13 protein-coding genes are annotated in these 14,397 nt (G+C 73.8%); 6 read left to right on the top strand and 7 right to left on the bottom strand.

The genetic code is table 11. The features are described 5' to 3' along the window. The first annotated feature begins 174 nt into the window (after nt 1–174). Together J5X07_RS09025 and J5X07_RS09020 are read left to right on the top strand one after the other, a co-directional pair. The gene (locus J5X07_RS09025; RefSeq protein WP_341769443.1) at nt 175–465 is read left to right on the top strand and encodes an exodeoxyribonuclease VII small subunit; all 291 of its coding nucleotides are present in this window, start codon (nt 175–177) and stop codon (nt 463–465) included. A 290-nt stretch (nt 466–755) separates the two neighbouring features. Further along, nucleotides 756–1,703 carry a carbohydrate kinase family protein gene (locus J5X07_RS09020; protein ID WP_124934242.1) on the top strand — a complete coding sequence of 316 codons (948 nt, stop codon included), beginning with the start codon at nt 756–758 and terminating at the stop codon, nt 1,701–1,703. Between the two features lie 82 nt (nt 1,704–1,785). On the opposite strand, the gene J5X07_RS09015 is transcribed toward J5X07_RS09020, so the two are convergent. From J5X07_RS09015 to uppS, 3 genes are all read right to left on the bottom strand, one after another. Continuing rightward, a complete protein-coding gene (locus tag J5X07_RS09015) occupies nt 1,786–2,766 on the bottom strand; it encodes a restriction endonuclease (RefSeq protein WP_208479553.1) in 981 nt (326 codons plus the stop codon). 81 nt (nt 2,767–2,847) lie between these two features. Further along, nucleotides 2,848–4,335 (bottom strand): NAD-dependent succinate-semialdehyde dehydrogenase, encoded by a 1,488-nt coding sequence (locus J5X07_RS09010; protein WP_208479552.1) that lies wholly within the window; start codon nt 4,333–4,335, stop codon nt 2,848–2,850. Nucleotides 4,336–4,463: 128 nt separating this feature from the next. Continuing rightward, complete coding sequence (uppS, locus tag J5X07_RS09005; protein ID WP_208479551.1) at nt 4,464–5,279, bottom strand: polyprenyl diphosphate synthase; 816 nt, start codon at nt 5,277–5,279, stop codon at nt 4,464–4,466. Between the two features lie 359 nt (nt 5,280–5,638). On the opposite strand from uppS, the gene trhA reads away from it, so the two are divergent. From trhA to msrA, 3 genes are all read left to right on the top strand, one after another. Continuing rightward, complete coding sequence (trhA, locus tag J5X07_RS09000; RefSeq protein ID WP_208479550.1) at nt 5,639–6,370, top strand: PAQR family membrane homeostasis protein TrhA; 732 nt, start codon at nt 5,639–5,641, stop codon at nt 6,368–6,370. Nucleotides 6,371–6,639: 269 nt separating this feature from the next. Further along, nucleotides 6,640–7,125 (top strand): GreA/GreB family elongation factor, encoded by a 486-nt coding sequence (locus J5X07_RS08995; RefSeq protein WP_124934237.1) that lies wholly within the window; start codon nt 6,640–6,642, stop codon nt 7,123–7,125. 269 nt (nt 7,126–7,394) lie between these two features. After that, complete coding sequence (gene msrA, locus J5X07_RS08990) at nt 7,395–8,114, top strand: peptide-methionine (S)-S-oxide reductase MsrA (RefSeq protein WP_208479549.1); 720 nt, start codon at nt 7,395–7,397, stop codon at nt 8,112–8,114. Nucleotides 8,115–8,141: 27 nt separating this feature from the next. Here msrA and J5X07_RS08985 read toward each other — a convergent pair whose 3' ends face one another. Beyond that, the gene (locus J5X07_RS08985; protein ID WP_208479548.1) at nt 8,142–10,016 is read right to left on the bottom strand and encodes an ABC-ATPase domain-containing protein; all 1,875 of its coding nucleotides are present in this window, start codon (nt 10,014–10,016) and stop codon (nt 8,142–8,144) included. A 264-nt stretch (nt 10,017–10,280) separates the two neighbouring features. Then, nucleotides 10,281–11,246 (bottom strand): ArgP/LysG family DNA-binding transcriptional regulator, encoded by a 966-nt coding sequence (locus tag J5X07_RS08980; RefSeq protein ID WP_208479547.1) that lies wholly within the window; start codon nt 11,244–11,246, stop codon nt 10,281–10,283. A gap of 70 nt (nt 11,247–11,316) precedes the next feature. On the opposite strand from J5X07_RS08980, the gene J5X07_RS08975 reads away from it, so the two are divergent. Continuing rightward, nucleotides 11,317–11,913: a LysE/ArgO family amino acid transporter gene (locus tag J5X07_RS08975; protein WP_243896648.1), complete on the top strand. Its 597-nt coding sequence runs from the start codon at nt 11,317–11,319 to the stop codon at nt 11,911–11,913. A gap of 73 nt (nt 11,914–11,986) precedes the next feature. Here J5X07_RS08975 and J5X07_RS08970 read toward each other — a convergent pair whose 3' ends face one another. Beyond that, complete coding sequence (locus tag J5X07_RS08970; protein ID WP_124934232.1) at nt 11,987–12,535, bottom strand: NADPH-dependent FMN reductase; 549 nt, start codon at nt 12,533–12,535, stop codon at nt 11,987–11,989. 201 nt (nt 12,536–12,736) lie between these two features. Then, nucleotides 12,737–14,293: a threonine ammonia-lyase, biosynthetic gene (gene ilvA, locus J5X07_RS08965; RefSeq protein WP_124934231.1), complete on the bottom strand. Its 1,557-nt coding sequence runs from the start codon at nt 14,291–14,293 to the stop codon at nt 12,737–12,739. Nucleotides 14,294–14,397: the final 104 nt, after the last annotated feature.

The following is a 14,397-nucleotide window of genomic DNA, read 5'->3' as shown; positions in this document are numbered from 1 at the left end:
TGCGGCTCGGCCGATCCGTCTTCGCGCCCCGAAGATGTGCAACGGGGCGTGGGCTGCACATCTTCACCTGGGCCCCCGACGGGATCATGCGGAGAAGTCGGGGTCCTGGGGCGCTGGGCCGGCTGAAGATGTGCAGCGGGGCGGGAGCGGGGCCCGGCATGCGAGAATCGAGGCGTGAGCCTTGATCCGATCTCCCAGTCCACCGGCCCGGCCCCGGGCTCCCCCGACCTGCCCGACGTCGCCTCACTGTCCTATGAGCAGGCCCGCGAGGAGCTCGTGGCCGTCGTCCAGCGCCTGGAGGCGGGATCGGTGCCCCTGGAGGACTCCCTGGCGCTGTGGGAGCGGGGCGAGGCCCTGGCCCAGCGCTGCCAGGGCTGGCTCGATGAGGCCCGGGCCCGCCTGGCCGCCGTGGTCGAGCAGGACGGCGCCGCCGGCCCCGGCGCCGCGCGCTCCCCCGAGGCCTGAGCCGCCTCCCCGCGGTGCGCGCCCCGGAGCGTGCTGCGCACCCCGGAGCCCGAGGAGGGCGCTGCCGGCCCGGGGCACTCGCGATTCGCCGGCCGATGAGCCCCCGCGCACGCGCCCGGGTCGCTAGGCTGGCCCCATCAGAGCTCCCTGGGGCCCGACCGATGCGCCCCGGGCCATCTGGACCTGACCGCCTCGCGCACCGGCCGCGCGCAGCGGGCAGTCCCACCGCAGTCCCGTTCTCACCACCGCCTCCGCCCAGCCATGAGCGGATCAGCCTGAAGGAGCCCACCATGAGTGCACCCGGCCGCCAAGGAACCGCCCTCGTCATCGGCGAGGCACTGGTCGACGTCGTCATCCACCCCGGCCAGGAGCCGGTGGACATCCCGGGCGGGTCTCCCGCCAATGTGGCGCTGGGCCTGGCCCGGCTGGGGCGCGACACCGAGCTGGACTGCTGGATCGGGGACGATGAGCGCGGGCGCGCGGTGCGCGCCCACCTGGAGGACTCCGGGGTGCGCCTGACCCCGGGCTCCGACGGGGCCCGGCGCACCTCCACGGCGCAGGCGACGATCGGGCAGGATCGGGCAGCCACCTACGTCTTCGACCTGGACTGGGACCCACCCCACCCCGCCGCGGCCGAGGCCGGCGCGCAGCCCCCCGTGCTGGTGCACACCGGCTCGATCGCCGCGATCCTGGAGCCGGGCCGGGCCACGGTCGAGCAGGTGCTGCGCGACCACCGCGGGACCTCCACGATCTGCTACGACCCCAATGCCCGCCCCCAGCTCATGGGCTCCCCCGAGGCCGCGCGCGAGATCGTCGAGCGGCTGGTGGCGCTCTCGGACCTGGTCAAGTGCTCCGATGAGGACATCTCCTGGCTCTACGGCCAGGACGCGGACATGGAGAGCGTGCTGCGCGGCTGGCTGGACCTGGGGGTGGCCATCGTGGTGGTCACCCGGGGCAAGGCCGGGGCCCTGGCCCTGACCGGCTCGGGGCTGCGCCTGGAGGTGCCCGCGGACCCCGATGTCGTCGTGGCCGACACCGTGGGCGCCGGGGACTCCTTCATGGGGGGCCTGGAGGACGCCCTGTGGAGCGAGGACCTGGTGGGGGCCGATCGCCGGGAGGCCCTGCATGCCGTGGACGCCGCCGCCCTGGAGCGGATCGTGCGCCATGCGGCGGCGATCGCCGACATCACGGTCTCGCGGGCCGGGGCCAATCCCCCCACCCGCGCCGAGCTGGCCTGAGGCGCCCTGCCGGGCCCGGGGAGGGCGGTCCCGGGGCGGCAGGGCGGCAGTCCGCCCGCCCTGCTGGGCCCGCGGCGCCGGCTCAGGCGAAGAAGGACTCGTCGATGTCGAGGATCCGCAGGGTCCGGGCGGCGCGCACCCCCACGCCGTGGCGCATCATGAGGGAGGCCAGGCCCTCGCCGTCGATGAGGACGACCCGCACCGGGCAGCGCTCGGCGTAGGCCCAGGTGTCGGCGGTCAGCTCACCGGTGGTGATGAACACGCCGTGGGCCAGGCCGCGCCTGAGGACCTCCCGGGTGAAGGCCTGGATGACGGGCCTGCCCGCGGGCAGGCCCGCCGGGGAGAGGCGCTTGGCCTGGATGTAGGCGCCGCCCAGGCCCCGGGGGTCGTCCTGGGCGTCGGTCTCGATGCCGCCGTCGGCGGTGGGGTGGACCTCGGGCGCCTCCCCCATCTCGTAGCCCATGGCCTCCAGGACGGCCAGGATCGTGCGGCCGTAGGCCTCCAGCCCCTGGTTGTGGAGCCTGCCCAGGAGCTCGGCGGTGAGCCGCTGGCGCAGGCGCTCGACCCCGTCGGCGATCTGGTCGGTGGGGCTGACGGCCTGGGCGACGATGGCGCCCGTCCGGGATCCGGGGGCTGCCTCGTGGGCGTGCTTGCCCGCTGAGGAGCGGCGCTGGGCGGCCGCGTACTCGGTCAGGGCCACCACGTCCTTGTGGGTCAGCCCGCCGCGGAACTCCGAGAGGATCTGGCGGCCCAGGTCGGTGATGCGGAACTGGCCGCGCGAGGGGCGCTCGACAGCGCCGATGCCCACCAGGTGGGACAGGGCCAGGGCCGCCCGGCTGTCGCTGGGCCGGCGCCAGGACCCGGGCTCCTCCTGCTCCTGCAGATCCTGGGGGGACTCGCCCAGGGCGATGCGCTGGAGGATCCTGAACTGCTGGACCCGCCCGTCGTCGAGCAGGCGCAGCAGCGGGGTCATCAGCTGCTCCCAGGTCAGTGGCGCGGCGGGCTCGGGCTGGGCGCGCACGGCGCGCGCGTCATCGGGGGCGGGGCGCTCGTCGATGACCATGGCGCCAGTCTATGGGGCGCGCGCCGCTGATGCCGCCCGCTCGGCCCCCGGGCGGGCGGCCCGCCCTGCCCGCCCGGGGCCTCAGCCCAGCTGCGGGGCGGGCATGCCCACGTAGACGGTCTCCAGGTAATCCTCGATGCCCTCCTTGCCGCCCTCACGGCCCAGGCCGGAGTGCTTGAGGCCGCCGAAGGGCGCACCGACATTGGAGATGGTGGCGGAGTTGACCCCCAGCATGCCCACCTCCAGGCGCTCGGCCATGCGCATCACCCGCGTCATGTCCCGGGTGTGGAGGTAGCCCGAGAGCCCCACCTCGTCGTCGTTGGCCAGCGCCAGGGCCTCCTCCTCGGTGGAGAAGGGCAGCACCGGTGCCACCGGCCCGAAGATCTCCCGGCGCATGATCTCGCTGCCCGCGGGCATGTCCACCAGGACGGTGGGCGGGTAGAAGCAGCCGGCGCCGCGGGGGATGGCGCCCCCGCACAGCGCACGGGCCCCGGAGTCCAGGGCGCGCTCGACCATCTCGGCGAGAGCATCGCGGTGGCGCGCGGAGATGAGCGGGCCGACCTGCACGCCCTCCTCCAGGCCGCTTCCGACCCTCTGGGCCGACATGGCCGCCGCGAGCCCCCGGGTGAAGTCCTCGTAGACGCCCTCCTGGACCAGGAAGTGGTTGGCGGCATTGCAGGCCTGCCCCATGTTGCGCATCTTCGTGGTCACCGCCGCCCCGATGGCGGCATCCAGGTCGGCGTCGTCGAAGACGATGAAGGCGGCATGCCCGCCCAGCTCCATGGAGGTGCGCAGCACGTTGTCGGCCGAGCGGCGCAGCAGCTCCTTGCCGACGGCGGTCGAGCCGGTGAAGGAGACCTTGCGCAGGCGGGGGTCGGCCAGGAGCGGGCCGGTGACGGCCTCGGAGTCCCGGGTGGGGAGCACCGACAGCACGCCGGGGGGAAGGCCCGCCTCGATGAGGATCCGGGCGGCCAGCAGCGCCGTCAGCGGCGTCTCGCGCGAGGGCTTGAGGATCGCGGTGCTCCCGGCGGCGAAGGCCGGGCCCAGCTTGCGGGTGGCCATGGCCAGGGGGAAGTTCCAGGGGGTGATGAGCAGGCACGGCCCGACGGCGCGGCGCAGCACCATGGCCTGGAGGTGGCCCTCGGGCACGCGGAAGACGTCGCCGCGCACCCGCACCGCCTCCTCGGCGAACCAGCGCAGGAACTCGGCCCCGTAGGCGACCTCGGCGCGGGACTGGGCCAGGGGCTTGCCCATCTCCAGGGTCATGAGCAGCGCCAGGTCCTCGCTGTAGTCGGTGGTCATCAGCTCGAAGGCGCGGTGCAGGATCATGCTGCGCTCGCGCGGGGCGGTGGCGCCCCAGCGCTCCTGGGCGGCCGCGGCGCAGTCCATGGCCCGGGCCGCGTCGCGCGGCCCCGCGCAGGACACGGTGGTGAGCACCCGGCCCGTGGCCGGGTCGAGCACGTCGAGGCGCTCGCCGATGGAGCCGTCCTGGAACTCCCCGTTGATGAGCACCCCGGTGGGGATGCGGTTGAGCAGCTCGGTGGCACGAGACTCTGTCATGGATGTCATGGCCGTCATGGCTCTCCTCCTGTGCGGGCGGCACTGCACTCAGCGAGTCATCGTGCCACGCATCACCGGGCGCCGACCACCACCGCCGGCCGCGCCCGTCTACCGCACATCCGCCGCCTACTTGCCGCCTACCTGCCCAGGCGGCGCTCGCGGCGGGAGTAGTCGCGCAGGGCGCGCAGGAAGTCGATGCGGCGGAAGGCCGGCCAGTTGACCTCGCAGAAGTAGTACTCGGAGTGGACCGACTGCCACAGGAGGAATCCGGAGAGCCGCTGCTCGCCGGAGGTGCGGATGACCAGGTCGGGGTCGGGCTGGCCCTTGGTGTAGAGGTGGTCGGTGATGTCCTCCTCGCGCAGGGAGGCCGCCACCTCCTCCAGGGTGGCGCCGTCGGCGGCGCGCTCGCGCAGCAGGGCGCGCACGGCGTCGGCGATCTCCTGGCGCCCCCCGTAGCCCACCGCGATGTTGACCTCCATGGCCGTTGCGGCCGGAGCGCCGGCCGGGCTGCCGGGGCTGCCCCCAGCAGACCCGTCCGCGTCGGGCGCATCGGGGGCGACGGCGGCGCGCAGGCGGTGCGCCACCGGCTCGGGCAGTAGCTCGACGGCGCCCACCAACCGCAGCCTCCAGCGGCCGGTGGCCGCGAGGTCCTCGACGGCGCGGCTGATGATGTCCAGCAGGGGCGAGAGCTCGGCGGGGTCGCGCGAGAGGTTGTCGGTGCTCAGAAGCCACAGGGTGACCACGCGCACGCCCGCCTGCTCGGCCCAGGTGAGGAACTCGGAGATCTTGTCGGCACCGCGCTCGTGCCCCTGGGCGGCACCGAACCCCATGGCCCTGGCCCAGCGGCGGTTGCCGTCCAGGATGACACCGACGTGGTGCGGGGCCCTGGCCGGGTCCAGGCGCGCCGCCAGGCGGCGCTCATAGAGGTTGTAGAGGATGTTGTCGCCTGACATACCGCTCCTGGGGAATCGGAGGTCCGGGAGCCGGCGTCGGGTGACGGCGCCGGATAGGGACAACGGTAGCGCGAGCGCGCCGCAACCGCCCGCCATGCCGCGGCCGCCCGACCGGCCCGGTCTTCCCGGAGGCGCGCGACGGGCGCTCTCCCGCGCACCGATGAGTCGCCGCCCCGCCACTGGCCGGCCATCGCCCAGCGGCCCTCTGCCGGTGCTCTGCCGGCCCCATGCCAACCCTCAGGCGCCGAGCCGCCGCCCACGGCGCTCCTGGCCGCCGTCCAGGAACCTACGGTACCGTAACCTACGTGACCGTAACTTCCGGTCGTCGCGCCGGCCGCCGACGCCGCACGAGGACGCCCATGACCACCACCGCTCCCCGAGCCCCGCAGCCCCCGCCCGGCAGCGCGCCCGATGCGCCCGACCGACCGGCCGCATCGACCCCCGCGGGCGTGGCGGCCTCGCTCAAGCCCCGTCTGCGCGGGTGGATCCATGCGGGCACGGCGCCCCTGGCCCTGGCGGCCTGCATCGTGCTCACGGCGCTGGCGCCCAGCGCCGCCCTGAGGTGGGCCAGCGCGGTGTACCTGACCTGCTCCCTGCTGCTGTTCGCCAACTCCGGGGTCTACCACATCGGCAACGGGCACTGGTCGGCCCGGGTGACCTCGGTGCTGCGGCGCATCGACCACGCCAATATCTACCTGCTCATCGCCGGCACCTACACTCCGCTGTCGGTGGCGCTGCTGCCCGGCCCGACCGCGGCCCTGGTCCTGGGGGTCGTGTGGGCGGGGGCGGCCATGGGCACCGCCACCAACCTGCTGTGGATGAGCGCCCCGCGCTGGTTCACCGCGGGCCTGTACGTCGCGCTGGGCTGGGTGGCGATCTGGTTCCTCCCCCAGTTCTGGCGCTCGGGCGGCCCCGCCATCGTGTGGCTGCTGGTGGCCGGGGGCCTCATCTACACCCTGGGCGCAGTGATCTACGCGCGCAAGGCCCCCGACCCCTCGCCACGGTGGTTCGGCTTCCACGAGGTCTTCCACGTCTGCACGGTGGCGGCCTGGGCCTGCCAGTGCGTGGCCTGCTACCTGGCCATCCTCTGACCACGCCTCGCAGGCCCGACCGGCCGGCCCGGCGCGCATCGGCGCAGGTCAGCCCCTCTACAACCGGTACCGGGACGGTCTCAGTCCGCGGAGGGGCCCGCCCGCACCCAGGATTCTCACAGTTCGCTGCGTAGAGTTGCCCATCAAACCCGCCTGGGCCCATGACCTGCGCGACAGGCCGACGCACGGCCGGCGCGCCAGAGCCATCGCCCGCAGGACTGTCGCGCCCCTACGACGCGGCGCAGCCGAGCACTACCCGAGGAGCACACATGTCCGAGCAGACGCAGGGAACCTGGCTGACCCAGGAGGCCTACGACCGTCTTGCCGCCGAGCTCGAGCACCGCAAGACCGCCCAGCGCAAGGAGATCGCCCAGCGCGTGGAGGACGCCCGCCAGGAGGGGGACCTGCGGGAGAACGCCGGCTACCACGCCGCCCGCGAGGAGGCCGGGCTCAACGAGGCCCGCATCATCCAGCTCGAGGAGACCCTCTCCAGTGCCCAGATCGGCGAGGCCGCCGCCGACGGGTCGGTCTCGGCGGGCACGATCGTCACCGCCACCGTGGCCGGCAAGGAGCAGACCTTCGCCCTGGGCGGCCAGGAGATCACCGAGGACGTGCCCGACGGCGTCAAGGTCTTCTCCCCCGACGCGCCCCTGGGCCAGGCCCTCATGGGCCACCGGGCCGGCGACGAGGTCTCCTACGAGGCCCCCAACGGCCGCACCATCTCCGCCCGGATCGTCAAGGTCACGCGGGTCTAGCCCGACGCCGGCCATCAGCCGGCCGCTGACCACCGGCCGGCCAGCAGGCCCGACCGCGCCGCCCCCTCCCGCCACGGGAGGGGGCGGCGCGCCTTCGCCCACCTGCACAGGCACGCTCAGGGCACTCAGGGCACACAGGGCACGCAGGGCACTGCGGGGGCCGAGCAGGAATGAGCCGGGCGTATTCCCGTTTTCAGCGAGGAGCATCCGGCTCAGCGCAGAGGGAAGCGCGGGCAGGACGAGGGGATGGAGGCAGTAGCGTACTGGCCATGACGACATCGGCCCCAGCCCCTGCACGCAACCCGCTCCTGCCCGGCCGCGAGCGCTCGATCCTGCCCGCGCCCGGCGCCCACGTCGTCCTGGGGACGCCCCTGGACGGCCCCTGGCCCCAGGGCTCCCAGGTGATCTACCTGGCGGCGGGCTGCTTCTGGGGGGTGGAGCGCATCCTGTGGCGCCAGGAGGGCGTCATCTCCACGGCGGTGGGCTACATGGGCGGGACCACCCCCAACCCCACCTACCAGGAGATCTGCACCGGGGCCACCGATCACGCCGAGACCGTGCGCGTGGTCTACGACCCGGCCGTGTGCGGCCAGGGCGGCGAGGCCCTTCTACGAGTCTTCTGGGAGAACCACGACTCCACCCGTCTCAACCGCCACGGCAACGATGTGGGCACCCAGTACCGCTCGGCGGTGTGGACCACCACCCCCGCCCAGCTGGAGGCGGCCACCCGCATCCGCCAGGCCTTCCAGGACGAGCTCACCCGCCTGGGCCTGGGCACCACGGTGACCACCGTGGCCCCCGTGGATGAGGTCTACGCCGACTTCGGCGGCCCCTTCTACCTGGCTGAGGACTACCACCAGGGGTACCTGCACAAGAACCCGGGCGGCTACTGCAATCACGGCCCCAACGGGGTGACCTGCCCGGTGGGCATCACCGATCTGCCCGCCCAGACCGACGTGCTGGACCCCAGTCAGGCTCCGCGGACCTGACATGGGCGCCCGGCCTGCCGGCCCGGTTCAGGCCAGCTCCAGGCCCCGGTAGCGGCTGACGGCGGCGGCCACGTCCACCATGCGGGGGCGCACGAGGAAGGCCGGGCGCTGCCCGCCCTCGGCCAGGGCGTCCAGGCCCTCGTCGTCGAGCAGGCCCTCCAGGTCCTCCAGGCACTCGGCCAGGGGGGATTCGCCGTCGAAGCGCTGCTCGAGCAGGGCCCGCAGGGCGCGGGCGACGGCCTCGGCCTGACCGGGGTCCACCACCCCGGCGACGTCGGAGATGTCGATCTCCTCGCGGTCCAGGACCAGGGCGCGGGTGCCGTGGGAGCGGGTCCGCGAGGGCCCGCGCCTCGTGCGCGGCGGGGCCGGCAGGGGGATGCGCGCGATGGGCGGGGGGAAGTCGTCCAGCGCGGTGAGGGGCCGGGGCTGGGCGGCAGTGACCTCGCGGGCGTGCTCGGTGGCGTCGCGCAGCCGGTAGGAGTCCATGAGCAGGACGCGGTCGGCCACGTCCAGGTAGTCCCCGGAGCCGCCCATGACCATGAGCGTGGAGACATCCCGCTGCCGGGCCAGGGCGCCGATCCGATCCACCAGGGGGGTGATGGGCTCGCGCTCGTCGGCCACGAGGTTGCGCATGCGCGAGTCGCGGATGAGCAGGTTGGTGGCGCTGGTGTCCTCATCGAGCAGCAGGGTGGTGGCACCGGCCTCGATCGCCTCGATGATGGAGGCGGCCTGGGAGGTCGAGCCCGAGGCGTTGCGCGTGGTGAAGGCGGCCGTGTCCCGCCCCGCGGGCAGGTGGGAGATGAAGGGCGTCAGGTCCACGCCGGTGACCGCGCGCCCGTCGGCGGCCCGCACCTTGACGGCCTCGGGCACGGTGGCGACCAGCTCGCGGCCGTCCCCGGGGATGTGCGGGTAGACGCCGCGCTCGATGGCGCCCAGGAGCGTGGACTTGCCGTGGTAGCCGCCGCCCACGATGAGGCTCACGCCCGTCCCGATGGCCGTGCCCCGCACCGCCCCGGCGTGCGGGAGCTCGACGACGGCGGCCAGGGACTCCGGAGCAGTCAGGGGCAGGCCGTCGGCCAGGGGCTCGTCACTGACCCCGGAACGGCGCGGGAGCATGGCGCCGTCGGCCAGGAAGGACACCCAGCCGCGCTCCTGGACGATGGCGCTCAGCGCCCGGTGGTCCTCCAGGGCGGCGATGTGCTCGCCCAGGCGCTCGAGGCGCTCGCCCGTGAGGTCCAGGGCCTCCTTCAGCGCCCGCACCAGGTCGAGGCTGACGATCCTCGCGGCGGCGCGCCCCTGGATGGAGCGGCCCTGGGCGGGCAGGGCGATGCGGGCGCGCGCCTCGATGGTCCAGCCGCCCCATGCGTGGGCGCCGTCGCGGGGGGCCGGGCTCTCGGGGCGCAGCACGATGCTGGAGCGCTCCAGGATCTCCTGGCCGGGGGAGGCGATGGACAGCTCGGTGCCGCGGAATCCGGAGTGCAGCTCGCGGGTGAGGAAGTCGGCCAGGGCCAGGCGGCGGTCGGCGGTGCTCAGCAGGCCCTCGCCCTGGAGGGACTCCAGGCCGGGCAGGTCGGTGGGGATATCGATGTGGATCCTGGTGGGCGGGGCGTAGGGGTCGGGCTGGACCCGGTCGATGTGCAGGACCCAGCCCTCGGGGGCCTCGTAGCGCCCCACGATGGCCTTGTAGGCGGCGTAGGAGCGGCCGTCCAGGGCGTGGAGGTGGCCGATGAGGTCGGACAGGGCCCCGTCGCGGGGCTCATCGCGGTAGACGCGCCGCTGGCCTGCCCCGCGCCGGTCCCGGGACTGGCCGCCGTCGCGGTAGCCGCCGCGGCTCCCGGGCCCCCGGCCGCCTGCCGACCGGCCTGGTCCGCCGGATGCTCCCCATTCGTCGCGATCGCTCATGCCCGCACCCTATCGGCCCGCCAGACCCCGCCCCTGCACATCTTCAGCGCGCCCACCGACGGGACCATGCGGAATACTCGGGGTCCACCGGGCGGGATCGGCCCGAAGATGTGCAGCGCGGAGGGTGTTGCACATCTTCACCTCGAGCGCCGACGGGATCCTGCGGAGAAGTCGCCCTCGGGCGGGGTGAGGGCCGGCGAAGATGTGCAACGGCCGGGGGCGCGGGCCCCAGCGGGCTCTTGCCGGGCGGCGCGCGCCGGCGGCTCAGGCCTCGCCCCTCTCCCGGTGGGCGGCGAAGGCGCGGTGGACCGCGCTGGTGAGTCGATCCAGCAGGGCCGAGCGCAGGCGCCACCGGTACCAGGTGAGCTCACGATCGAGCGGCACCAGCCCCGGCACCGGCAGCAGGCCGGGGTGCCGGTCGAGCAGGGGCCGCGGGAGCAGCCCCCAGCCCATGCCCGCCTCCAGGGCCCGCGCGTAGGCCTCATTGCCGGGGACCTGCGGCCCCGGCAGCCCTGATGGCAGCCCGGCGGCGCTCAGGACGAGGTCCTGCAGGTCGTCAGTGCCATCGAAGCGCAGCACCGGCAGGCGGGCGACCCTGTCCAGTGCGCCGTCCTGGAGGCGCTCGTGGGGCCCTGCGCCCGGGGCGCTCAGGCCTGCGCTGGACAGGAGGGCGGGTGAGGCGACGGGCAGATAGCGCATGCGCCCCAGGGGCTGGCTGCTGCAGCCGGCCACCGGGTCTCGGGCCGCCGAGATGGCGGCCATCACCGAGCCCTCGCGCAGCAGCTCGGCGGTGCGGCCCTCGTTGTCGGCCACCAGTCGCAGGCGCAGGTCCGGCCAGTGGGCGATCTCGGGGAAGAGCGTGGGGAACCATGTCGCCAGGGAGTCGAGATTGACGGCCACCGCGATCTCCACCGGCTCCGGTGCCGGGCAGGGGCCATCGGCATGGCAGCCCCGGTCCTGCGCAGCGCCCGCCGCCGCGCCCAGGCCCAGCTCGGCGCTCATCTCCCCCGCCAGGAGCTGCTGCTGGCGGGCGTAGCGCAGGACCGTCGCCCCCTGGGCTGTCACCCGCGAGGGGCTCCCGCGCTGGATGAGGACCCGGCCCAGGGATGATTCCAGGGCGCGGATGCGCTGGGAGACCGCGGAGGTGGAGACCGCCAGGGCGCTGGCGGCCCGCTCGAAGGAGCCGGTGTCGGCCACGGCCAGGAGGGCGGCCATCTGATCGGGATGCATGAAGGCCTGCTTCACAGCATTCAGATTATCGCGCTTTGCTTCACCCGCGCCGGCTCCTAGCGTGGGGGCCATGGATCTTCTGACTCCCGCGCTCACTGGATTCGGCACCAGCCTTGGATTGATCGTCGCCATTGGCGCCCAGAACGCCTGGATCCTGCGCCAGGGGGTGCGCCGCGAGCACATCGGCCTGGTCATCGCCATCTGCACCATCTCCGACGTCGCGCTCATCGCTCTGGGGACCGGCGCGATCGGGGTGGTCTCATCCCTGGCGCCCTGGGTGCTGGAGGTCCTGCGCTGGGGCGGGGTGGTCTACCTGACGGGATTCGCCCTGTCCTCCTTCCGCTCCGCGCTCCGGCCCGCAGCACTGAAGGCCCAGGAGGAGCGGCCCGCCTCCTCGGTGGCGGCGACGACGCTGGCCCTGACCTGGCTCAACCCGCATGTCTACCTGGACACGGTGGTCATGCTGGGCTCGGTCACCAACCAGTTCGGCCAGGAGCGCTGGGTGGCGGCCGCGGGGGCGATCGCGGCCTCCGCGGTGTGGTTCATCGGCCTGGGGCTGGGGGCGCGGGCCCTGTCCCGCCCCCTGTCGCGGCCCGCGACGTGGCGCGTGCTCGACGTCATCGTCGGGCTCATCATGCTGGTCGTGGCCGCCCACCTGGCCCTGTGAGCCGCGGGCCCGCACGCGCACAGGCGCCCCCGGCCGGGAGTGGCCGGGGGCGCCCAGGATGTCCGGTCGGCGCTCAGCGCAGGGTGGACAGGGCCTTGTCCTGGGCCACCACGGCCTCGACCACAGCGGCGACGTTGTGGTACTCCGCGGGGGAGAAGGCGCCGTTGGAGAAGTCGGTGGCCAGGGAGACGTTGACCTGGGGGGTGACGACACCGGTGGTGAAGTTGACCAGCACGTCGCGCAGGTGCTCCAGCGGGCGGAAGCCGTTGGAGTAGGAGTAGGCCACCAGGCCGACGGCCTTGTTGGCCATGACGGAGGGGACGACGAAGTCGATGGCGTTCTTCAGCGCACCGGGGATGGAGCGGTTGTACTCCGGGGTGACGAAGATGTAGGCGTCGTAGGAGCTCAGGGCCTCGTTGAAGGCGACGGCCGCGGGGTCCTTGGGGGCCGCCATCATGGGGGGCATCTCCTCGGCGAAGACCGGGAGGTTGAAGGCCGCGATGTCGACGAGCTCGGCCTGGACACCCTCGGTGGCGTTGGCCTGGTCGACGACCCACTGGGCAACGGAGCCGCCAACGCGGTTGGGGCGCACGGAGCCGAGGACGACGGCGATACGGGTCATGGTGTTCTCCTTGATGAGACGACAGGAAAGCACATGCGGAGGGGCTCGGTCGAGCGCGCAGTACTTTATTCGTGAACTACCCTAGGGATAGTCGGCCCCAGGGTCCAACACCCTCACCAATGAAACCTGTCACAATCCTGAGGCTGGGCTGATGGCCGCCCCGCGCTGCCGGCCCCGCCGGGGACCGGGGCGCCCCGCCGCTCAGCGCGCCAGGAAGAAGCGGGCCGCGGGGTCGGCGGTCTCCTCCTGGTAGGCGTAGCCGAGGCGGTCCATGTAGCGGGTGAGCTCGGCGTCGTCGGCATCGGCGGCGAAGGCGCACAGGATGCGCCCGTAGTCGGCGCCGTCGGTGCGGTAGTGGAAGAGGGTGATGTTCCACTGGGTGCCCAGGATCTCCAGGAAGCGCGCCAGGGCGCCGGGGGACTCGGGGAAGAGGAAGGAGAAGAGCCGCTCGGGCACCCCGACGGCGGCCCTGCCCCCGATCATGGAGCGCACGTGGACCTTGGCCAGCTCGTCCTCGGTGAGGTCGATGACGCCGTAGCCCTCGGCCTCCAGGTCGGCGACGATCTCGGCGCGCTCCTGGCGCCCCCGCGTGATGCGCACGCCCACGAAGATGCGCGCGGGGTCGTCCTGGGCGCGGCTGGCCGAGAGCCGGTAGTTGAACTCGGTGACGGCCCGCCCGCCCAGGACGGAGGCGAAGCGCAGGAAGGCGCCCTGCCGCTCGGGGATGGTCACCCCGAGGATGGCCTCGCGCTGCTCGCCCAGCTCGCTGCGCTCGGAGATGTAGCGCAGCTGGTGGAAGTTGAGGTTGGCGCCCGACAGCACGCATCCCAGGCGCTCACCGGCCAGGCCGTGCTCGACGGCGTAGCGCTTGAGCCCGGCCAGGGCGATGGCCCCCGAGGGCTCCGAGATGGCGCGCAGGTCCTCGAACAGGTCGCGCACCGCCGCGGAGGTCTCATCGGAGGAGACGGTGATGACGTCGTCGAGCAGGGCGCGGCACAGGCGGAAGGTCTCCTCCCCGATGCGGCGCACGGCCACGCCCTCGGCGAAGAGCCCCACGCGCTCCAGGGTGGTGGGCTCGCCCGCATCCAGGGCGGCCCTCAGGCAGGCGGAGTCCTCGTGCTCCACCCCGATGATCCTGATGTGGGGCATGAGCTGCTTGATGAGGACGGCGACGCCGGAGGCCAGGCCGCCGCCGCCCACGGGCAGGAAGACCCGGTCGAGCTCGGCGTCCTGCTGGATCATCTCCAGGCCGATGGTGCCCTGGCCCGCGATGACGCGGGGGTCGTCGAAGGGCGGGATGTAGCTCAGGCCCTCGGCCTCGGCCAAGTGAAGGGCCCGGGCCTTGGCGGCGTCGAAGTTCTCGCCGTGCAGGAGGACCTCTCCTCCCAGGGCGGCGACGGCGTCGACCTTGATCTGGGGGGTGACGGTGGGCATGACGATGAGGGCGCGCATCCCCAGCAGGGCCGCGGAGCGGGCCACTCCCTGGGCGTGGTTGCCGGCCGAGGCGGTGACCACGCCGCGGGCGCGCTCGGCCTCGCTCAGGGAGCGCATGGCGGTGTAGGCGCCGCGGATCTTGAAGGAGTGGACGGCCTGGAGGTCCTCGCGCTTGACCTGGACGGTGCAGCCCAGCCGGGCCGAGAGGGCCTCCATGGGCTGCAGGGGGGTGTGCTCGGCGGCCTCGTAGACGGGGGCGCGCAGGATCTCGCGCAGGTAGCGGGTCGGATCCCAGGTGGTGCCGGGGGTGTCGAGCTCGTTCACGGCCGACAGCCTAACCGCGCGCCGCGGGGCGGCGTCGAGCACTGCCGCAGCCCTGGCGCCCCGAAACCGCGCCTCGCGCACGCGCGGGCCGGCCCGATGTGAGG

The sequence above is a fragment of the Actinomyces bowdenii genome (genome assembly GCF_017592395.1).
Lineage (GTDB): Bacteria > Actinomycetota > Actinomycetes > Actinomycetales > Actinomycetaceae > Actinomyces > Actinomyces bowdenii.
The sequence above is the reverse complement of the archived record's forward strand: the minus strand, read 5'-3'. Positions and strand labels throughout refer to the sequence as shown.